14 protein-coding genes and 1 pseudogene are annotated in these 20,577 nt (G+C 72.1%); 12 read left to right on the top strand and 3 right to left on the bottom strand.

What is annotated here, in order from left to right; all coding sequences use genetic code 11:
• Positions 1-103 precede the first annotated feature (103 nt).
• A complete protein-coding gene (locus tag HS041_RS05480) occupies positions 104-2,491 on the bottom strand; it encodes a sigma factor (RefSeq protein WP_196439397.1) in 2,388 nt (795 codons plus the stop codon).
• Between the two features lie 196 nt (positions 2,492-2,687).
• On the opposite strand from HS041_RS05480, the gene pyrE reads away from it, so the two are divergent.
• Complete coding sequence (gene pyrE, locus HS041_RS05475) at positions 2,688-3,224, top strand: orotate phosphoribosyltransferase (RefSeq protein WP_196439396.1); 537 nt, start codon at positions 2,688-2,690, stop codon at positions 3,222-3,224.
• 36 nt (positions 3,225-3,260) lie between these two features.
• Here the strand turns inward: pyrE and HS041_RS05470 are convergent, their stop codons facing one another.
• Positions 3,261-3,680 (bottom strand): hypothetical protein, encoded by a 420-nt coding sequence (locus HS041_RS05470; RefSeq protein WP_196439395.1) that lies wholly within the window; start codon positions 3,678-3,680, stop codon positions 3,261-3,263.
• Positions 3,681-3,876: 196 nt separating this feature from the next.
• Here HS041_RS05470 and fbaA point away from each other — a divergent pair, with 196 nt between their 5' ends.
• From fbaA to HS041_RS05440, 6 genes are all read left to right on the top strand, one after another.
• Positions 3,877-4,908 (top strand): class II fructose-bisphosphate aldolase, encoded by a 1,032-nt coding sequence (gene fbaA, locus HS041_RS05465; RefSeq protein WP_255529545.1) that lies wholly within the window; start codon positions 3,877-3,879, stop codon positions 4,906-4,908.
• 120 nt (positions 4,909-5,028) lie between these two features.
• Positions 5,029-5,448, top strand: a complete 420-nt coding sequence (locus HS041_RS05460) for a DUF3151 domain-containing protein (protein WP_196440788.1) — start codon at positions 5,029-5,031, stop codon at positions 5,446-5,448.
• Positions 5,449-5,574: 126 nt separating this feature from the next.
• Complete coding sequence (locus HS041_RS05455; RefSeq protein WP_196439393.1) at positions 5,575-6,858, top strand: adenylosuccinate synthase; 1,284 nt, start codon at positions 5,575-5,577, stop codon at positions 6,856-6,858.
• Between the two features lie 76 nt (positions 6,859-6,934).
• Complete coding sequence (locus tag HS041_RS05450; RefSeq protein WP_196439392.1) at positions 6,935-7,861, top strand: glycerophosphodiester phosphodiesterase family protein; 927 nt, start codon at positions 6,935-6,937, stop codon at positions 7,859-7,861.
• 332 nt (positions 7,862-8,193) lie between these two features.
• Positions 8,194-10,902 carry a class IV lanthionine synthetase LanL gene (gene lanL / locus HS041_RS05445; RefSeq protein ID WP_196439391.1) on the top strand — a complete coding sequence of 903 codons (2,709 nt, stop codon included), beginning with the start codon at positions 8,194-8,196 and terminating at the stop codon, positions 10,900-10,902.
• A gap of 166 nt (positions 10,903-11,068) precedes the next feature.
• Complete coding sequence (locus tag HS041_RS05440; protein WP_196439390.1) at positions 11,069-12,835, top strand: ABC transporter ATP-binding protein; 1,767 nt, start codon at positions 11,069-11,071, stop codon at positions 12,833-12,835.
• A gap of 66 nt (positions 12,836-12,901) precedes the next feature.
• On the opposite strand, the gene corA is transcribed toward HS041_RS05440, so the two are convergent.
• Positions 12,902-14,020, bottom strand: a complete 1,119-nt coding sequence (corA, locus tag HS041_RS05435; RefSeq protein ID WP_196439389.1) for a magnesium/cobalt transporter CorA — start codon at positions 14,018-14,020, stop codon at positions 12,902-12,904.
• 375 nt (positions 14,021-14,395) lie between these two features.
• Here corA and purD point away from each other — a divergent pair, with 375 nt between their 5' ends.
• From purD to HS041_RS05410, 5 genes and pseudogenes are all read left to right on the top strand, one after another.
• Positions 14,396-15,628 (top strand): phosphoribosylamine--glycine ligase, encoded by a 1,233-nt coding sequence (gene purD / locus HS041_RS05430; RefSeq protein WP_196439388.1) that lies wholly within the window; start codon positions 14,396-14,398, stop codon positions 15,626-15,628.
• Positions 15,629-15,739: 111 nt separating this feature from the next.
• Positions 15,740-16,579: pseudogene (locus tag HS041_RS05425) on the top strand (phosphoribosylaminoimidazolesuccinocarboxamide synthase); the annotation flags it as partial.
• 114 nt (positions 16,580-16,693) lie between these two features.
• Entirely contained in the window at positions 16,694-17,962 is a 1,269-nt protein-coding gene (gene murA, locus HS041_RS05420; RefSeq protein ID WP_196439386.1) for a UDP-N-acetylglucosamine 1-carboxyvinyltransferase, read from the top strand.
• A 224-nt stretch (positions 17,963-18,186) separates the two neighbouring features.
• On the top strand, positions 18,187-19,476 hold the full coding sequence (locus HS041_RS05415) for a GTP cyclohydrolase IIa (protein WP_196439385.1): 1,290 nt from the start codon (positions 18,187-18,189) through the stop codon (positions 19,474-19,476).
• A gap of 168 nt (positions 19,477-19,644) precedes the next feature.
• Positions 19,645-20,532 (top strand): EamA family transporter, encoded by an 888-nt coding sequence (locus HS041_RS05410; RefSeq protein ID WP_307845180.1) that lies wholly within the window; start codon positions 19,645-19,647, stop codon positions 20,530-20,532.
• The last annotated feature ends 45 nt before the right edge of the window (positions 20,533-20,577 follow it).

Below are 20,577 nucleotides of genomic sequence, written 5' to 3'. Positions count from 1 at the left end.
CTGATCATCCGGGGGTGAATCCCGACGATTCCACCCTCGTCCGACCATCCGCCGGAGCGTTTACGCAGACCGTACCAGTTTGTCCCGTTCCTGAGGCCGTTCATTACGAACGGGCCTGCACGTTGACGACGGCCACTCCGAAGATCACGGATCCGCGCCGGGCGCTCACCTTGAGCACGGGCCTCCCGCCGAGGAGCGCGCGGAACCCGTCGACGTCCACGCCGAGGGTGGCGCCCGTTCCCAGCGCCCCGGTCGCCGAGCCGTCGAAGGCGTCGCCCGGGTCCCGCCCGCCGCTCACCGGCCGGAGCGCGCGGCCTCGTCCGAGCTTCACCCGGTCGCCCCTGACCCCGGCCGCGCCGCCCCAGGCCACCAGATCCATCCGGGCGGGTGCGGCGGCGGGCGTCAGTCCGTCCAGCGGGATCCGCGCCGGGCTTCCCCGATCCACCACGGTGACGGTGTCGACGACGACGGTCCGGCTGTACGGCCGGCGCGGGTCGGCCGCGATGACCACCAGGCTCCATCCGGCGTGCCGGGCGGGCCCCTTGCCCATCGGCACGTCGGCCACCCAGTAACGCCCCCGGAGCCGGCTCACCAGCCGGGTCACCTCGGCGAACGCCTGGTACACCCGGCCGGACGGCAGCCTTCCCTCCGCCGTCCGCGAGGCCCTCACCAGCCGGTAGCCCTCTTTCCCGGGAACCCTGAACTTGACCGGCCCGGCGGCGGGCGCGCCCCCCGACCAGTAGAGCCCCGCCCAGACGATCCGGCTCCGCGCCGGCAGCGCCAGCCGCGCCGCGCTCGAACTCCCCGTGGACGGGTCCCGGTCCTGGTCGAGGAGGCGCGGCGCCTGCGGCCCGTCGCCTGCCTGCCGCCCCGCCCCCCCGGGCCGGCGGTGGGCGGGCGGGCCCTCAGGCGCCAGAAGGGTGTTGCCGATCGCCGAGGTGACCACCCGGCCGTCGGTGGCGAAGCGCGCCGGGGCTCCGGCGTCCTGCACCCCGCTCGCCGACGTGGCGGTCACCTTCGCGCCCGCGCCGCTGACCCGGACCGAGAGCGGCGCGCCCTCGGCCGCCCGGGGCGAGACCATGACCCTGAGGAAGACCGCGGTGGACCGGCCGGGGGGCAGCGGGCCGCGGAAGCAGCGCGCGCCCACCTTCACGGCCCGGCAGGACCAGCCGTCGACCGTGCCGGCGGGTCGCCCCCCACCGGCGGCTCCCGCCATCGGGACGGGCGCGGTCGCGGCGGACGCCCGGCCCCTGCGCGCGGCGGGCGGCAGCATCACTCCCGGCGGCAGGCCGATCCGCGCGACGATCTCCGCGCTCTGACCGCTCCCGGCGTTGCGCAGCCGTACCGCCACCATGCCGGGCTCGGACCTGACCAGCGCGCCGAGCGCGTTGATGCTGGCGACCAGGCGCGGCACGGGCGCGGGACCGCGCGCCGGCCTCGTGTTCCGCTCGGGCGGCGGGATCGCGACCGCGGATCTGCGCGGCTCCGGCACGGGTGGCGGGGCCTCGGGGAGGGGGTCGGGCTGCGCGACGATCGGAGCGGGTATCGGGGTGGGGTCCGTAACGGGCCCGCGGATCACCGGATCGGCCACCATCATCAGCACGAGCGCCACCGCCGTGGCGAACGCGACGACGGCCCCGGCCGACGCGGCGAACCGCCCGCGTCTTTCCGGTTCCCGCCCCCAGCCGATCACCGTGCCGAGGAACCCGCCCGCCAGGCCGCCCCTGTTCAGCGCCATGAGGTACACGCCCAGGGCCGGGCCGGCGATGAGAGGGCCGACGATCACGCGCATGCCCTGGCTGACGTCGGCCAGCTCCATGAACACGACGCGGCAGTCGGTGCAGCCTTCCACGTGCCGCTCGACGAGCTTGCTCTCCCGCTTGGCCAGGCCGCCCCGGACGTAGGCGCCCATCTTGGCCAGCACCGAACGGCAGTCCTCCGCGGGCGTCTCTGCCAGGTGCGTGCGCAGGCAGGCCTGGCGCAGCGCCTCCAGCGCCTGGTACGAGACCGCCTCCACGCTGTCGGCCGGCGCGCCGAGCATCGGGGCGACCTCGGCGAACCCGGCTTCCTCGACCTCGACGTGCCACAGGACGAGCTGCCACCGCTCGGACAACGACAGGAAGGACCGGGCGACCAGCGAGCGCTCCAGACCGGTCAGCGCGGGGTCGACGAAGGGCACTCCGGGGTCGAACAGCTCGATCTCCGCCTCGCCGCCCCTGCCGCCCCGGCTGCGTTCGTGGACCGTACGGCGGAGCGCGGTCAGCAGGTGGACGCGGAACGCCTCCCGGGGACCTCCGTCCCGCCTGATCAGGTCGAGCATCCTGGTGAACGTCTCCGCCACGACGTCCTCGGCCTCGGCCGGGTCATGGACGAGCGCCCGGGCCAGGGCCCGGGCCGCGGAGGCGTGCCGCTCGTAGAGGCCGACGTAGGCCGCCGCGTTCCCGCTCCGGATCGCCGCGAGCAGCCCTGCGTCGCCTTGGGGCACTTCCATACTCATTGTGACCTCATAATTACTCACCGTTGCCACGCCGGTTCATTCCGCACTCCGGTGCGTGGCTAAACCGGAGTCCGGCCTTTACCTGTGGCGACGGCGCGACCCCGGTGCGGCCCGGCGGTCCCCGCGGGCCGGGGAGCCGTCCGGCCGGGCCGGATCGGGGGTACGGCGGGGCGGTCCTAACCTTGGTCCCATGAGCGATCGCGAGAACCTGCTGACCCAGATCAAGAACAAGGGCGTCGTCCACGGCAAGGTCGTGCTCTCCTCGGGCAAGGAGGCGGACTTCTACATCGACCTGCGCAGGGTGACCCTGGACGGTCAGGCCGCGCCGCTGGTGGGCCGGGTCATGCTGGACCTCACCGAGGATCTCGACTACGACGCCGTGGGCGGGCTGACCCTGGGCGCCGACCCGGTGGCCACGGCCATGCTGCACGCCGCGGCGGCGCGGGGCCGCACGCTCGACGCGTTCGTGGTGCGCAAGGCGGCCAAGGCCCACGGCATGCAGCGCCGGATCGAAGGACCGGACGTCGCCGGGCGCCGGGTGCTGGCGGTGGAGGACACCTCCACGACCGGGGGCTCTCCGCTGACCGCGGTGGAGGCCCTGCGCGAGGCGGGCGCGGAGGTCGTGGCGGTGGCCACGATCGTGGACCGGGGCGCCGCCTCCGCCATCGCCGGGGCCGGGCTGCCGTACCTGACCGCCTACACCCTGAAGGACCTCGACCTGGACTGACCGCCCGGGCGGGCCCGCCTACTTCCGGGTGACCGCCTACTTCCGGGTGACCGTGAACTCCTGCCGTTCCCCGGCCTTCCCCGGGGGACGCGCGGCGCCGTTCTCCTGCACCTGGACGGCCGAGGAGTCGGTCAGCACGACGTCCACCTTCTCCTCGGACGACTGGGCCACCTCCCCGCGGGTCATCTCCCGGTCGAACAGCACGTCGCCGCCGGCGACCTTGAGGAAGACCTTGGGGCAGCGCTCCTGGGCGCACTCGACGCGCACCGTGGGAGCCCCCCCGCCCCCGGCGGGGGGGCCGGACGCGGCGGAAGAGGATCCGGACGCGGGCGCGGCGGAGGAACCCTGCTCGGGCTCCGCGTCGAGCGCGCCGACCAGCGAGAGGATCCCGAGCACGATCAGGGAGAGCAGCGCCAGTACCGCCAGCACGGCGAGCGCGAGGCGTGCGATACCCATCGGATCAGACCTGTGGCGTCCCACACAGTGGAGGTTAGCGGTAGGTGAAGGAATTTCACGACCACCCCATCGTTTCGCCCGGGTCGAACCTGCGGCGCAGCTACCGGGCCGGGAGGGAACCAGGAATACTGGCCGCAGGGCTGTGCCCTGCCAGGCTCCGTCCGCCCTACTGACCCGCACCAGCCGTCTCAGGGAGATGACACCGATGCCCATCGCCACTCCAGAGGTCTACGCCGAGATGCTCGACCGCGCCAAGGCGGGCGGTTTCGCCTATCCGGCGATCAACGTGACCTCGTCCCAGACCCTGAACGCCGCGCTGCGCGGCTTCGCCGAGGCGGAGAGCGACGGCATCGTCCAGGTTTCCACCGGAGGCGCCGAGTTCCTCTCGGGCACCACGGTGAAGGACATGGTGACCGGTTCCGTGGCGCTGGCGGAGTACGCCCGCATCGTCGCGGAGAAATACCCCGTGACGGTCGCGCTGCACACCGACCACTGCCCCAAGGACAGGCTCGACGGCTTCATGCGGCCGCTGATCGACATCTCCCTGGAGCGGGTGGCGAAGGGGCAGGACCCGCTCTTCCAGTCCCACATGTGGGACGGCTCCGCCGTACCGCTGGAGGAGAACCTTGAGATCGCCAAGGAGCTCCTGGAGAAGTGCGCGCGGGCGAAGATCATCATGGAGATGGAGATCGGCGTCGTCGGCGGCGAGGAGGACGGCGTCGTCGGGGAGATCAACGAGAAGCTCTACACCACCGCCGAGGACGCCATCGCGACCGCCGAGGCCGTGGGCGTCGGCGACCAGGGCCGTTACATGCTCGCCGCGACCTTCGGCAACGTGCACGGCGTCTACAAGCCGGGTCACGTCAAGCTCCGCCCGAGTGTGCTCAAGGAGATCCAGGACGCCGTCGGCGCCAAGTACGGCAAGGAGAAGCCGTTCGACCTGGTCTTCCACGGCGGCTCCGGCTCGCTGCTGGAGGAGATCCACGAGGCGATCTCCTACGGTGTGATCAAGATGAACATCGACACCGACACCCAGTACGCCTTCACCCGCCCGATCGCCGCGCACATGTTCGCCAACTACGACGGCGTGCTCAAGGTGGACGGCGAGGTCGGCAACAAGAAGGCCTACGACCCCCGCTCGTACGGCAAGGCCGCCGAGGCGTCCATGGCTGCCCGTGTCGTGGAGGCGTGCCGGCACCTGAAGTCCGCGGGCACCAAGCTCGCCTGAGCCGCGCCTTCCGGTCCCGGGCGTCCCGGGACCGGTCCGGGTGCACAGGACAAGACACGACCGCGGCGCGGCGACGGCCCTCGCCGCGGTGAACCCGGCAGTCCCCTCGCTAGGAGAATGATGGATTCGCACGAGAACCTGCTCGCCGGACCGCCGCCCACCCGGCTGCCGGACATGGCCGAGGCCAGGGAGGCGATGGAGGCCGGCGCCCAGGCCTCCGACGTCGCCGCGCGCTTCCCCGCCTATCCCGCGGCCTGGGCCACGCTCGCGGACGAGTACTTCGCCGCCGGGCACGCCGTGACGTCGTACGCGTTCGCCCGCACCGGCTACCACCGGGGGCTGGACCAGTTGCGCCGCGCCGGGTGGAAGGGCCACGGCCCGATCCCCTGGGATCACGAGCCCAACCGCGGCTTCCTGCGCTGCCTGTTCGCGCTCTTCCGGGCCGCCCAGGCCATCGGCGAGAAGGACGAGGCCGAGCGCTGCATGTCGTTCCTGCGCGACTCCAGCACCGACGCCGCGGACGAGCTGGCCGGCCGCTGACCTGGCGGGATCTCCTCCCGGGAGGGGGGAGATCCCCGCTCCCGGCCCGGTCGGGTATTCTCTCCACGCAAGAGCCCCTGTCGCGATTGCGCCAGGGGTTTTCGTTTTTGCAGTGGGAGACTAACGATGCCGGCTGTCGTTCTCTTCGGCGCCCAGTGGGGCGACGAGGGCAAGGGTAAGGCCACCGACCTGCTCGGCGACCAGGTTGACTACGTCGTCAGATACCAGGGCGGCAACAACGCGGGCCACACGGTCGTCATCGGCGACCAGAAGTACGCCCTGCACCTCCTGCCGACGGGAGTGCTCTCGCCGAACGTCATCCCGGTCATCGGCAACGGCGTCGTCGTCGACCCCGGCGTGCTGCTGAGCGAGATCGAGGGCCTCGAGGCCCGCGGGGTCTCCTCCGAGCGGCTGCTGATCTCCGCCAACGCGCACCTGATCATGCCCCACCACAAGGCCATCGACAAGGTCAGCGAGCGCTACCTCGGCAAGGCCAAGATCGGCACGACGGGCCGGGGCATCGGCCCCGCCTACGGCGACAAGATCTACCGGATGGGCGTGCGGGTGCAGGACCTGCTCGACCCGGGCATCCTGCAGAAGAAGATCGAGGTCGCCCTCAACGAGAAGAACCAGATCCTCACCAAGATCTACAACCGCCGCGGGCTCGACCCGGCCCAGGTCCTGGAGGAGTACCTCGGCTACGCCGAGCGCCTGCGCCCGCACATCGCCGACACCTCGCTGATCCTGAGCCGGGCGCTGGACGAGGGCAAGGTCGTGCTGCTGGAGGGCGGTCAGGGCAACCTGCTCGACATCGACCACGGCACCTACCCGTTCGTCACCTCCTCCTCGCCCACCTCGGGCGGCGCCTGCTCCGGCGCGGGCATCCCGCCGACCCGCCTCACCCGCGTGATCGGCATCCTCAAGGCGTACACCACCCGCGTCGGCTCCGGCCCGTTCCCCACCGAGCTGGAGGACGAGATGGGCGACTGGCTGCGCACCACCGGCGGCGAGTACGGCGTGACCACCGGCCGCAACCGCCGCTGCGGCTGGTTCGACGCGGTCATCGCCCGCTACGCCACCCGGATCAACGGCGTCACCGACTTCTTCCTCACCAAGCTGGACGTGCTGTCCGGCCTGGAGAAGATCCCCGTCTGCGTCGCCTACGAGGTCGACGGCGTGCGCCACGACGAGATCCCGATGACCCAGACGGACTTCCACCACGCCACGCCGGTCTACGAGGAGTTCCCCGGCTGGCAGGAGGACATCTCCGGCGCGAAGTCCTTCGAGGACCTGCCCGCCAACGCCCGCGCCTACGTCAAGGCGCTGGAGGAGATGAGCGGCGCCCCGATCTCCGCCATCGGCGTCGGCCCCGGCCGCACGGAGACCCTCCAGCTCCGCCCGCTGATCTGACCCGATCCCCCGGTACGGCCCGCTCCCGGGCGAGCCGTACCGGGGGATCGGCGCCCGGTGTCGGTATGGTCCCTGTGTGCATGTCGAGATTCACGGTCACCGGGGAGCCCGCGGGCTCCGTCCGGAGAACACGCTGCCCGGTCTCACCCACGCGCTCGAGCTGGGTGTCGACGCGCTGGAGTTCGACGTCGCGCTGACGGCCGACCGGCGTCTGGTGCTCACCCACGACCTCACCGTCTCCGCGGTGACCAGCGCCGACACCCGCCCGGCCTTCCCCGGCGACCCGCTCTACCCCTATGTGGGCCTGCCGGTCGGCCAGCTCACCCTGGCCCAGCTGCGCACCCTCGAGTGCGGCGTACGGCTGCCGCAACACCCCGACGACCGCTTCGCCGCGACCCAGGTCCCGGTCCCCGACACCCGGATGCCGACGCTGGGGGCCGTGCTCGGCCTGGTGGACGCCTACGGGGCCGACGGCGTGCGGCTGCACGTGGAGCTCAAGTCCGACCCGACCCGGCCGGACCTCTCGGCCGACCCGCGCGAGCTCACCGAGATGGTGGTCGCCGAGCTCGACCTGTACGGCCGGCTCGGCGGCGCGGCGATCCTCAGCTTCGACTGGCGCATCCTGCGGATCGCACGGGAGCTGGCCCCGGCGACCCAGCGCTACGCCCTGATCGAGTCGGACACGATGGACAGCGTCTGGCTGGACGGCCTCCGCCTCGAGGACTTCGGCGGCGACGTCCCGGCCGCCGCGGCGGCGGCCGGAGGCACCACGGTCTCGCCCGAGCACGTGCTGGTCGACGAGCTCTTCGTACGGCGCGCGCAGGCGGCCGGGCTCCCGGTGGCCGCCTGGACGGTCAACGAGGCCGACCGGGCGGCGGAGCTGCTGGACCTGGGCGTGGCCGGGATCGTCACCGACTACCCCGACCGGCTGCGCGCCCTCTGGGCGGACCGGGGCCTGCCCCTGCCCGCCCCGGTCAGGGCGCGGCGTCCCGCCGGCGTCTGAGCTCCCCGCGGATCTCCTCTCCGCGGCTGCCGGAACGGCGCCGCCGCGTTTCCACGAAGACCTTTATCGGCATTTATGTAGAATTATCACTTATTTCGGATAGGCCATTAAATATTCACCTGGCCGTCAAGCAGATCACAAGTGATTTGCAAGAACGCTCGACAAACGTCAGGGCCGAGGTCAGCGAGACCCGCCGGACACCCCTGACGGGACTCGCCTGCTCTTAACGTCCCGCGCGGCAGAACCGCGCCGACCGAGAGTGAGCCCAGGTGAAAGCCCGTCCGCAGGACCCTTCCGTATTGCGCGACATCGTGACCGCCGAACTCGGCCGCATGAGTACGCGGAACTGGTCGGTCACCGAGGACGGCTTCTGGTGCAAACTCGCCCCGGAGGCTTATCCGCTGCCCGACCAGGGCTGGAAGCTCCACGTGTCGGCGACCATGCTCTCCGCTCCCGTGGTGCTCTCCCGCGTCGCGCACGTGCTGATCGCCGCCGGTTGCGCCTTCAAGTTCCCCGCCCGGCTGGACGACTACTGGACCCTCCTCGAACCGCACTGTGGTCGCGCACAGGCCGGAAAGTTCGTCACCGCCTACCCGCGCGACGACGCCGAGTCGGTGCGCCTGGCCGCCCTCCTGGACGAGGCGACTCTGGGCCTGCCCGGACCCGTGATCCTCTCCGACCGGCCTTTCCGGGCCGGCGGAATCGTGCACTACCGCTACGGCGCCTTCGGCGGGCACAGAGTGCTCGGCAACGACGGATTCTACGAGATCCGGCTGCTCTCCCCCGAGGGTGCGCTCCTCCTCGACGAACGGCAGCCGCGCTTCTCCCCGCCACCGTTCGCGGTCTGCCCGTTCGAGGCTCCGGCGAAGGGCCGGCGCCCCGGAGCGGCCGCGGTCATGCTGAACGACCGGTTCATCGTGCGGGAAGCCGTACGGCATGCCAACCGCGGCGGGGTGTATCTCGCCGAGGACACCAGGACCGGGCACCGGGTGGCCGTCAAGGAAGGCCGCCCGCACGCGTGCGCCGATCTGAGCGGCCGGGACGCGCGGGACCGGATAGCGGAAGAGCGCTCCTGCCTGGAGGGACTCGCGGGCACCGGCGCCGTGCCGGCCGTGGTGGACTTCTTCGAGCAGGGCGGGCACGCCTTCCTCGTCGAGGAGTTCCTCCCCGGAATCACCCTGCAGCGATGGTCGGACCGGGGCGCCGGACCGCTGGGCGACAGCGGGTTCGGCAACGGAGCGCCGGCGGTCCTGCCGATCGCCCGGCGGCTGGTCGGACTGCTGAAGGCGGTCCACGGCCGGGGATACGTGTTCCGCGACCTCTCCCCGAACAACGTGATGCTGCTGCCGGACGGCGAACTCCGGCTCATCGACCTGGAGCACGCGACCGCGCCGGGCGCCGTGATCATGGTGGGCGGTACCAGGGGTTACCTGGCGCCGGAGTCGGCCGGGCACGTCGGAGAGCTCCGGCCCGCGCCGGATCCGGGTGCCGACCTCTACAGCCTCGGCGCGATGATGTACTTCCTGGCGGTCGGCGCCCACCTGGAACCGCCGGGCCCCAGCGGGGTCGCGGCGGTGGCCGCGTCCAACCCCACGCTCTCCCTGCTGCGGCCCCTCGTGGAAGGACTGCTCGCGGCGGAACCGGAGCGGCGCTGGTCGCTGGAGCGGTGCGAGCGGTTCCTCTCCGGTCTCCCCTCGGACCTGGCCTTCCACGAGGGTGCGGCCCCGCCCCCGCACCGGACCGACCGGTTGATCGGCGACGGGATCGCGCACCTGGTGGCGGCCGTGGACCGGCGCGGCGGCGGCTCCTCGCCCTGGTCCGATCCCGCCGACGGGATCGAGGTGGACCCGTGCTCGGTGAACGGCGGCGCGGCGGGATTCCTCGCCGTCCTGACCCAGGCCCTGTCCGCGGCGGAGCCGTCCGCCGCGGACGCCGTTCCCCCCGCGGCCGCGGTGGCCACCGCGGTCACCGCGCTCTCCGGCTGGCTGCGGCGGCGGCTGGAGGAGGAGAACCTGTGGCGGCCCGGCCTGTACTTCGGGCGCTCCGGAGCGGTCTGGGCGCTGCACGACGCGGCGACGGCCGTGGGCGACACCGAACTGGCACGGTTCGCGGTGCGGGCCGCGGCCCTGCTTCCGACGGACCATCCCAGCCCCGACGTCACCCACGGGCTGGCCGGGTGCGGCATGGCGGTCCTGCGGGTCGCGCTGCGGTCGGGAGACCCCGCGCTCCGGGAACGCGCCGCCGAGACGTTCCAGAACCTGCACGACGCCCGGTCCCACCTGGACGGACACCCGCGGTGGCCGACGCCGGAGACGTTCGACTCCGGCCTCGCCGGAGCCGACCACGTCGGCTTCGCGCACGGCATCGCCGGGATCGGGACCGCGCTGCTGCACGCGAGCCGGGAGTTCGACCGGCCGGACTGGGCGGCGACCGTGGACGAGATCGCCCGCGCCCTGTGCGCGTACGCGGAGCAGGACGGGGACACCGCCTGGTGGCCGACCCTGCGCGGCGACCCGGAGACGGCGCGCCCGCGCAGGCCGCACTGGTGCAGCGGATCGTCCGGAGTCGGCTCCTTTCTCGTGCGGTACTGGAACGCCACCGGCGACCCGCTCGCCCTGGACCTCGCGCGCCGGGCGGCGACGGCGGTGCACCGCACCCGGTGGCAGTCCGGCACGGTGCCGTGCCACGGACTCTCCGGCGACGGCGAGTTCCTGCTCGACATGGCCGCCTTCACCGGTGAGGACCGCTACCGCCGGTGGGCGCGGGACCTGGCGGGCTGCCTGGAGCTCCGGGCGGCCGACCACTCCGGCCGGCTGCTCGTCCCCGGGCTCGACGACCGCTTCTCCCCCACCTTCCTCGGAGGAACGGCGGGCACCCTCGCCTTCCTCCTCCGGCTGCGTCACCGCCTCCCACGGCTGTGGATGACGGATGACGCCCCCAGACTCGCCGCTCCCATCCGGGACGGCGACGGCGACGGGGACCGCACAGAGCGGCTCCCGGCATCTCACCAGGAGGTGAACGACCATGTCCTTCGACGTTGAGGACCTGCAGGCGCTCCAGGAGCTCGAGCCCTCGGTCAACGAGGCGCTCCGGCTGTCCCACTGCATCAAGCACTTCGGCTGCACCGACAACTGAGGTGGGGCCCCGCCCGTCCGGCTCCGGGCGGGCGGGGCTCCTCCCCGTCACCAGACAAGGACAGGTCCGGCCGTGCGCGATCGTCCCCGCTCCGATCCGAAGCCCTCCTCCGCCCCCGGGACCTGGCGCAGGGTCGTACGGCTGTTCCTGCCGTACAAACCGGCCGTCTGCGTCATCACCGCGCTCATCGTGGCCTACTCCGCGCTGAACGCCGCGCTCCCGCTGCTCACCCAGCTGGTCTTCGACCGGGCGCTGTTCGGCGCGGACGGGCCGGACCTGCCGCTGCTGGCCGCGACCGCCGGGCTGGCGGCGACGGCGGCCTGTGCGGTGGGCGCCGTCGATCTCGGGCAGACCTGGGTGTCGGCCCGCGTCGCGCAGCGGGTGGTGCACTCGTTGCGGGTGGAGATGTTCGGCCTCCTGCAGCGCATGCCGCTCGCCTTCTTCGCCGCCGAACGGGGCGGCGAGATCCAGTCCCGGCTCGCCGGCGACACCGCTCAAATCGAGAACGCGGTCAAGGACACCCTGCCCGGGGTGCTCGCCGGCGCGTTCGGATTCGTGGCCGCGGCGGGTGCCATGGTGGTCCTGTCCCCGGTGCTCGCGAGCGTCGCCCTGGTGCTCTCACCCCTCGTCCTCCTGGTCGCCTCCCGATCGGGGCGGGCGCTGGAGAACCTGTCGGCCGCCGGCCAGCGCGTCCGGGCCGAGCTGGCCTCCATCGTCGCCGAGCGGTTGTCCCTGGGCGGCGTCACCATGGCCAGGGTGCACGGCAGGCGTGACGGCGAGGTCGCCCGTTTCGGCGCGGAGAGCGAGCGGCTGGCGGGGCTGGGAGTGCGCTCCGGGCTGGTGGCGCAGGGGGTGCTGAGCGCGGGACACGTCTTCTTCGTGCTGACCCCCTACCTGGTGTTCCTGACGGCGGGCCTGACGGACGGCGTGACTCCGGGCACGCTCGCCGCCTTCACCGTGCTGCAGGCGCGGATCTATCAGCCCTTGTGGCAGATCCTGAACATCTCCACCGAGATCCGGTCCGTCCGGGGCGCCTTCGCCCGGGTCTTCGAGTATCTCGACCTTCAGCCGGAGAGCGAGCCGCAGCGGAGTCCCGGCCCCGGGCCCGGCGCGCTCACCGTCCGCCGGGCCGGCTTCCGCTATCCGGGAACGGACCGCACGGAGCGCCCGGCGTTGTGCGACGTGAGCATCGACATCCCGGCCGGCTCCGCCACGCTCGTCATCGGCCCGAGCGGGTCCGGCAAGACGACCCTCGGCCATCTTCTCGCCGGACTGCACCCACCGGCCGAGGGATCGGTGCAGGTGGACGGCGCGGAGATCAGGGCGCCCGTACCCGAGCGGGTCTGCATCGCCGTACAGGAGCCCTTCCTCTTCCAGGGGTCGGTCGCCGACAACCTCAGATACGCAGCCCCCGCGGCCACAAAGGACGAGCTCGTCCGCGTCTGCGAGATCACCCGGATCCACGACCGGATCACCGAACTCCCCGGCGGCTACGACGCGTCGGTGGGCGAGCGGGGAGCGCTGCTGTCCGGCGGCGAGCGGCAGCGCGTCGCCCTCGCCCGCGCGCTCCTGGCCGACGCGCCCGTGCTGGTGCTCGACGAGGCGACCTCCGCGCTCGATCCGCTGACCGAGGCGGCGGTCGTCGAGGCGGTCCTGGCCGACCGGGAGGGGCGCACGACCGTGATGATCACTCACAGGTTCGGCATGATCGACGCGTTCGACACCGTCATCGCCCTGGAGGGAGGCCGGGTCGTGGAGCAGGGCACCCGCCCGGACCTGCTCCGCGACCGGGACGGGCTGTACACGCGGATGGTCCGCGCGCAGACCGGGAGCGGCTAGCCGTACCGCGCCCGAGGGACGGAGGGTCCGGCGCGAGACCGGCTCCGCCCCTCGACCGGCCTCCCGCTACATCCAGCCGTTGCGGCGGAAGCCCCGGTAGAGCAGCGAGCAGGCGATCACCATGACGCCGATCACGATCGGGTAGCCGTAGACGGAGTCGATCTCCGGCATGTGCGTGAAGTTCATCCCGTAGATTCCGGCGATCATCGTGGGGACCGCCATGATCGCGACCCACGAGGAGATCTTCCGCATGTCCTCGTTGGCGAGGGCGTTGGAGCGGGCGAGCGCGGCCTGCAGGACGGAGTTGCACAGCTCGTTGGAGGACTCGACCTGCTCGCAGACCCGGGCGAGGTGGTCGACGATGTCGCGGAAGTATTCGCGCATCTCGGAGGGGATCATCCGGCGCTGGGCGAGCGTGGACATCGGGGCCTGGAGCGGGGTCACGGCCCGCTTCATCTCGATCATCTCGCGCTTGAGGTTGTAGATGCGGCTGATGTCGCGGGCGCTGACGTCGGCGAAGACCATGGCCTCCACCTCCTCCAGCTCGGCCTGCATCTCGTCGGCCACGTGCAGGTACTTGTCCACGACGTGGTCGGCGATGGCGTGCAGCACGCCGGTCGGGCCGCGGCTGAGCAGCTTGGGCTTGTCCTCCAGGCGCTCGCGCACCTCCGAGAGCGGGCAGTATCTGCCGTGCCGCACGGTCACCACGAAGTCGGGGCCGACGAACGCCATGATCTCGCCGGTGCCGATGATCTCGCTGGTCGCGGTCAGCTCCGGGTGCTCCAGATAGGCGATGGTCTTCAGGACCACGAAGAGCGAGTCGTCGTAGCGTTCGACCTTGGGGCGCTGGTGGGCCTTGACGGCGTCCTCGACGGCGAGCGGGTGCAGGTCGAAGACCTCGGCCAGCCACTCGACCTCGGGGGCGTCGGGCTCGTGCAGGCCGACCCAGACGAAGCCGTCGGCGCCCTCGCGGGTCGCGTTGTGCGCCCGGACGAGCTCCAGGGCGTCGGGGATGCCCAGGGCCTCGACCTTCTTGCCGCCGATGTAGGCGGCGTACTCGACGAGGGAGTCGCTCGGCGCGACGCAGGTGCCGTTCAGCCGGTCGCGGAGCGAACTGGCGGGGGCGTGCGGGGCGCGAACAGTACGTGCGTGCTTAATGCGGGGAAAAAGGAGCGAGGAGCGCATGTCATGCCTTCCCGCCCGATTCGGCCTTTCCCACGCGCGACGTGATGTCACCTCAGTTCGAACAGGAATGCGCGCGGGGCCGATCGGGCACCGATGTGGAGTGGTTGAGAGTGCGCACAGGCAGCGTGCGCGAGCACGTACTGCTGGGATCGCCAGAGGACATCCCAAACCACCTCCAATCAGCAGGAGACACGCAAAGCCGTCCGAATTTACCACAGGAAAGCGGGGACGGCTTCCAGCGTACCCCCGGCTTCACGACGATCACACGGAACCCGCCGCGCCGGCAGGCGGCCGCTCCTCCGCGCGGACGACCGGAATCTTTTTCCACAGCCTGTGGACGAACTCGGCGCGACCGGGGCCGATAGGCTCTCCCGCGTGCGCGTTCTTGTGATTGGATCCGGCGGGCGTGAGCATGCCCTGTGCCGGTCGCTGGCGGCAGACCCCCAGGTCACCGAGGTCCACTGTGCTCCCGGAAACGCCGGGATCGCGCAGGTGGCGACCCTCCACCCGGTGACCCCGACCGATCCGGCGGCGGTCACCGCCCTGGCCGTGGAGCTGGGGGCGGACCTGGTCGTGGTCGGCCCCGAGGCGCCGCTGGTGGCCGGGGTCGCCGACGCGGTCAGGCAGGCGGGCCTGCCCTGCTTCGGGCCGTCCGCGCAGGCCGCGCGGATCGAGGGCTCCAAGTCCTTCGCCAAGGACGTCATGACCGCCGCGGGCGTGCCCACCGCCCGCTCCCGCACCTGCCTCACCCCGGAGGAGACCGCGGCCGCACTGGACGAGTTCGGTGCGCCGTACGTGGTCAAGGACGACGGGCTGGCGGCGGGCAAGGGCGTGGTGGTCACCGGCGACCGCGACGAGGCGCTCCGGCACGCCGCCGCCTGCGGGCGGGTCGTCGTCGAGGAGTTCCTCGACGGCCCGGAGGTCTCGCTGTTCGCGCTCTGCGACGGGACCACCGCCGTCCCGCTCCAGCCCGCCCAGGACCACAAGCGCGCCTACGACGGCGACGAGGGCCCCAACACCGGCGGCATGGGCGCCTACACCCCGCTGCCGTGGGCTCCCGAGGGCCTGACCGAGCAGGTCATGGCCGAGACGGTCTTCCCGACCGTGACCGAGCTGGCCCGGCGCGGCACGCCGTACACCGGAGTGCTCTACGTGGGCCTGGCCCTCACCTCCAAGGGCCCGAAGGTGATCGAGTTCAACGCCCGGTTCGGCGACCCGGAGACCCAGGTCGTGCTGGACCGTCTCGAGACCCCGCTCGCCGGCCTCCTGCTCGCCTGCGCCGACGGCACGCTCGGCGCGTTCGGGCCGATCTCCTACCGCGACGGAGCGGCGGTGACCGTGGTGATCGCCGCCGAGGACTACCCGGCCGACCCGGTGAAGGGCGACGTGATCGAGGGCTTGGCCGACGAGGTCGAGGGGGCTTACGTGCTGCACGCCGGGACCGCCTTCGACGGCGACCGGGTGGTCTCCAGCGGCGGGCGCGTGCTCAGCGTGGTCGGCACCGGTCGCGACGTGGCCGCGGCCCGCGCCGCCGCCTACGAGCTGGTCGGCCGCATCCGGCTGCGCGGTTCCCACCACCGCACCGACATCGCCGCCCAGGCGCTCTGAGGCGGCCGGCGGTCGCCCGCGCGGCACGGCGACGGCCGCGCGGGCGACCGGCCCGCAGTCCCGTTCGCGGGCCCGTCCGCCGGAAAGGTCCAGACCACCTGGCAGACTTGGCCTGTGAAGCACCTGCACTCCGGCAAGGTCCGCGACCTGTACCAGACCGACGACGGCCTGCTGCTGATGGTCGCCTCGGACCGCATCTCGGCCTTCGACCATGTCCTGACCCCCGACATCCCGGACAAGGGCACGATCCTCACCCAGATGTCGCTGTGGTGGTTCGAGCAGCTCTCCGACGTGGTCCCCAACCACGTGGTGGGCCCCGGACCCGACGGGCGCAGCGTGTTGTGCAAACCCCTGCGGATGGTCCCGGTGGAGTGCGTCGCGCGGGGTTACCTGACCGGCTCCGGTCTGCTCGACTACCGCCGCGACGGCGAGGTCTCCGGCCTGCGGCTGGCGCCCGGCCTGGTGGACGGCTCCCGGCTCCCCGAGCCGATCTTCACCCCCTCGACCAAGGCCGCCGTCGGCGAGCACGACGAGCCGATCAGCTTCGAGCGGGTCGTGGACGAGGTCGGCGCCGACGTGGCCGAGGAGCTGCGCCGGATCACCCTGGCGGTCTACCGGCGCGGCGCCGAGATCGCCCTGGAGCGGGGCATCATCCTGGCCGACACCAAGATCGAGCTGGGCTGGGACGCCGACGGCGCGCTGACCCTCGGCGACGAGGTCCTGACCCCCGACTCCTCGCGGTTCTGGCCGCTGGACCAGTGGGAGCCCGGCCGCCAGCAGCCCTCCTTCGACAAGCAGTACGTCCGTGACTGGCTCACCTCCCCCGCCTCCGACTGGGACCGCGCCTCCGGCGAGGCCCCGCCGCCCCTGCCCGACGAAGTGGTCGAGCGCACCCGAGCCCGGTACGTGGAGGCTTATGAGAAGCTGACTGGTCAGTCCTTCCCGGGGTAGTTGCTCCCCGAAGTGCCAGGTCCGAAAGGTGCGTAACGGCTACTGTTGGCCCGACGCTCCGGCTGCCGTCCCGGCGTACGAATCACACCTCTCCATCTCCAAGGAGCATGACGCATGGTCCGTTACCGCGTGCACGGTGGCAACGCACTGCGTGGAACCGCCTTCATCCAAGGCGCGAAGAACGCCGTGCTGCCCATGATCGGTGCGGCTCTGCTCGCCGCCAAGGGCCGCACGGTGCTGCGCAACGTCCCCATCATCGAGGACGTCCGGCGCGCGGTGGAGCTGGCCGAGGCCATCGGCGCCAGGGTCGAGCTCCACGAGAAGGAGCGCACCCTGGTCATCGACGCCTCCGGCCTGAGCAGCCCGATCCTGCCCGCCGAGATCGCCCGCCGCTTCCGCGGCTCCGTCCTGTTCGTCCCCGCGCTGCTGCACCGCCTCGGCGAGGCGATCATCGAGGGCGTGGGCGGCTGCAACCTGGGCAGCCGCAACCTGGACTTCCACTACCTGGGTTACAAGCGCCTGGGCGCCGTGGTGAACGAGGGCGACGCCGTCATCCACGTCAAGGCCGCCGGGTTCACCGGCGCCACCCTGTACCTGGACACCCCCTCGCACACCGGCACCGAGAACCTGATCATGGCGGCCGCCCTCGCGCGCGGCACCACCGTGATCGAGAACGCCGCCCTGGAGCCGGAGGTCCTCGACGTCATCGAGATGCTCACCCGGATGGGCGCGAAGATCAGCGGCGGCGGCACCGGGTTCATCACCGTGGAGGGCGTGGAGGAGCTGCACGCCGTCGAGCACACCGTGATGCCCGACCGGCTCGACGCGGGCGTGTTCGCCATGGCCGCGGCCATGACCGGCGGCGAGGTCAACCTGGTCGGCGCCGATCTGGACCACCTCGGCGTGGTCCGCTACAAGCTGGAGCAGATGGGGGTGGAGTTCGCCGACCACGGCGCGGTGCTCCACGTACGGCGGGACCGCCCGCTCCGCCCGATCAACGTGATCACCGACACCTACCCCGGCTTCGCCACCGACCTGCAGTCGCCGATCATGGCGGTCGCCTGCCTCGCCGACGGCGCCAGCTACATCCACGAGCGCATCTTCGACGGCCGGTTCGCGCTGGCCTCGGAGCTCAACAAGATGGGCGCCGACATCGAGGTCAAGGAGAACAGCGCGGTCGTGCGCGGCGCGACCCCGCTGCGGGGCACCGAGGTGACCGCGCACGACCTGCGCTCCGGAATCGCCCTCGTGCTCGCCGCCCTCGCCGCGGAGGGCGAAACGGTGATCGAGTCGGGTTATCTCATCGACCGCGGCCACGCATATCTGGCCGAGCGCATGCAGGCGCTGGGCGCCGATGTGACGCAGGAGATTTCACCGTCATAATGAACCGGTTTCAACCCGGCGGTAACTGTCCCGACCAGTGTAAACAGAGGAGTTAAGGGTTAACTCCCGGAAGTTGGCCGCGGATTGACATCAAATCGGGCGTGACATTATGGCCCCAACGCGCGATCGTTCCAAAAGAGAGCCGAAATCAACAGACGGCAGGATGGGAACGAACATTGGTCGAGCGGGCCGAAGAAGCTCCACGAGTGTCACGCCCGGGTGCCATGACACCGGACCTCACTATCGGTGTGGTGGGCCCCCATGACCTCGTCGAGCGAGTGATGCTGATGGGTCATGCGGCGGCGCCCCTGCCCTGCCGCCTCGTGGCCGCCGCCTACCGTGATGAGCAGGAAGCCGCGGACAAGGTCACCCGGCTGGGGTCGGGCGTGGACGCCTGCCTGTTCGCCAGCCCGGTCCCCTACGACCTCGCCCGGAGGTCGGGGGTGCTGACGATGCCGGCGACGTACGTCCAGCTCGGCGGGGCCGCGCTGATCGCCGCGCTGGCGAAGGCGGCGATGGACGACCGGATCGACCCGCGCCGGGTCAGCGTGGACGTGCTGAACCGGGCGGACGTCGAGGAGGCCTACACCGATCTGGGTCTGCCGGTCGAACACGTGCACAGCCGCGACGAGCCGGGCGCCACGGGCACGATCGCGGCCTTCCACGAGCGGCTGGCCCGGCAGGGCAGCACCACCGGGGCGCTCACCTGCCTCCCCGCGGTCGCCGACCGCCTGCGCGCGACGGAGGTCCCGGTGGTCAGGATCCGCCCGACCTCCGCGGCGGTCCGCACGGCGCTGCACACCGCCGCCCTCCTCGGCGCGCACCACCGGCTGGAGGAGTCGCAGCTGACCGTGGTCCTGGTGGAGGTGCCGACGCTGCGCGAGCCGGTCCGCCGGGCCGCGCCGCGGCACTGGCGCGACGAGCTCCGGCTCTCGCTGCACCGCCTCCTGGTCCAGGAGGCCAACCGGATCAACGCGACGGTGACCGCGGTCGACGACCACAGTTACATGATCACCGCGACCCGGGGCTCGGTGGCCTCGGCCACCGAGGGCTTCCGGGTGCTCCCGTTCGCCGCGCGGGTGCGCGACGAGCTCGGCCTGGCGGTGGAGGTCGGCGTCGGCATGGGCCGCACCACCCACGACGCCGAGGCGCACGCCAGGGCCGCGCTGGCCCGCACCCAGGCGGGCAAGCAGGCCCAGGGCTTCGCCGTGGACCGTGAGGGCCGGGCGCTGATCCCGGCCCCCCGGATGCCTCCCCACGGCACCGGGCCGGTGAAGCCCAAGGGTGTGGAGGTGCTGGCCCGGCTGGCGGCCAAGCTGGAGAGCGGGGACACGGTGGTGGACGCGGAGAGCGCGGGCAAGATGCTCGGCGTCACCTCACGTACGGCACGGCGACTGCTGCGCACGCTGGTAGACGAGGGACTCGCGTGGCCGCTTCCGCCGAACCGCACCCCCCAGCCGGGCCGCCCGCGGCAGCTCTACCGGCTGATCGTGGAGAAGCTCGGCAGCCGCTGACGGGGCTCGGGACCCGGTGTCGCGCCGGGTCCCGGAAGCCGTCCCACGGATCGATACCCCCGAGCGGAATGTCCGACCTGGCCTGTATTGTCATGGGCTATGAGTCCGGACACTGCTGACAGGCGCACATCACTCCTTGTCTGGGGAGCTCTGTCGATTGTTTACGTGGTGTGGGGTTCCACGTACCTCGGCATCATGATCACGATCGAGACGATCCCCCCGCTGTCCAGCGGTGCCATGCGGTTCACCGTGGCGGCGCTGGTCCTCACCGCCGCGATCTTCCTGCTCCGGGGACGGGACGCCCTGCGGATGACCGCGAAGGAGTTCGGCGGGGCGGCGCTGGTCGGCCTGCTCCTGCTGACCGCGGGCAACGGCATGGTCGCGGTGGCCGAGCAGCACATCTCCAGCGGGCTGGCGGCGCTGCTGGTGGCCTCGGTCCCGCTGTGGCTGGTGGTCCTGCGGATCCTCGCCCGCGACCGGCCCAGGGTGCTCACCCTGACCGGGGTGCTCATCGGCTTCGCCGGAGTCGCGGTGCTCTCGCTGACCGGCGGGAGCGGCGCGGGGGACGCCGCCGGCATCGTGACCATCCTGCTGGCGTCGCTGTCGTGGTCGGTCGGGTCGTTCCTGTCCGCCCGGATCCCGATGCCCGCCAACCCCTTCACCGCGAGCGCGGTCGAGATGCTGGCCGGCGGCGTCGGGCTGGCGTTGACCGCCACGGTCCTGGGCGAGCGCCTGGACCTCGACGCCGTCTCCGGACGCTCCTGGGCGGCCCTGGCCTACCTGATCGTGATGGGCTCGCTGGTCGCCTTCACCTCCTACGTGTGGCTGCTCGGCACGGCGCCGATCTCCCTGATCTCCACCTACGCCTACGTCAACCCGGTCGTGGCGGTCGCCCTGGGCGCGCTGATCCTCGGCGAGCCGGTGACCGGGTCGATGGTCGCGGCCGGCCTGGTGATCGTCGTCGGCGTCGCGCTGGTGGTCTCCACCGAGCGCCGCAGGCAGGTCGTGCCGGAGGAGAAGGAGCCCGCGGTCGCGGAGGTCGCGGGATCGGCCTGAGAGCCGGGGCGGCTCTCCGCCGCCCCGGCCCGCCGGATCGGGCGC

The organism is Planomonospora sp. ID67723 (genome assembly GCF_015711605.1).
GTDB lineage: Bacteria > Actinomycetota > Actinomycetes > Streptosporangiales > Streptosporangiaceae > Planomonospora_A.
This window is presented reverse-complemented; position numbering and strand designations above follow the sequence as displayed.

Coding starts and splice junctions, on each gene's coding strand:
- HS041_RS05460 (WP_196440788.1), top strand. CDS start 5,029: ATGGATTCGCACGAGAACCTGCTCGCCGGACCGCCGCCCACCCGGCTG.
- HS041_RS05415 (WP_196439385.1), top strand. CDS start 18,187: ATGACACCGGACCTCACTATCGGTGTGGTGGGCCCCCATGACCTCGTC.
- HS041_RS05455 (WP_196439393.1), top strand. CDS start 5,575: ATGCCGGCTGTCGTTCTCTTCGGCGCCCAGTGGGGCGACGAGGGCAAG.
- pyrE (WP_196439396.1), top strand. CDS start 2,688: ATGAGCGATCGCGAGAACCTGCTGACCCAGATCAAGAACAAGGGCGTC.
- HS041_RS05480 (WP_196439397.1), bottom strand. CDS start 2,491: ATGGAAGTGCCCCAAGGCGACGCAGGGCTGCTCGCGGCGATCCGGAGC.
- murA (WP_196439386.1), top strand. CDS start 16,694: ATGGTCCGTTACCGCGTGCACGGTGGCAACGCACTGCGTGGAACCGCC.
- lanL (WP_196439391.1), top strand. CDS start 8,194: ATGAGTACGCGGAACTGGTCGGTCACCGAGGACGGCTTCTGGTGCAAA.
- corA (WP_196439389.1), bottom strand. CDS start 14,020: ATGCGCTCCTCGCTCCTTTTTCCCCGCATTAAGCACGCACGTACTGTT.
- HS041_RS05470 (WP_196439395.1), bottom strand. CDS start 3,680: ATGGGTATCGCACGCCTCGCGCTCGCCGTGCTGGCGGTACTGGCGCTG.
- fbaA (WP_255529545.1), top strand. CDS start 3,877: ATGACACCGATGCCCATCGCCACTCCAGAGGTCTACGCCGAGATGCTC.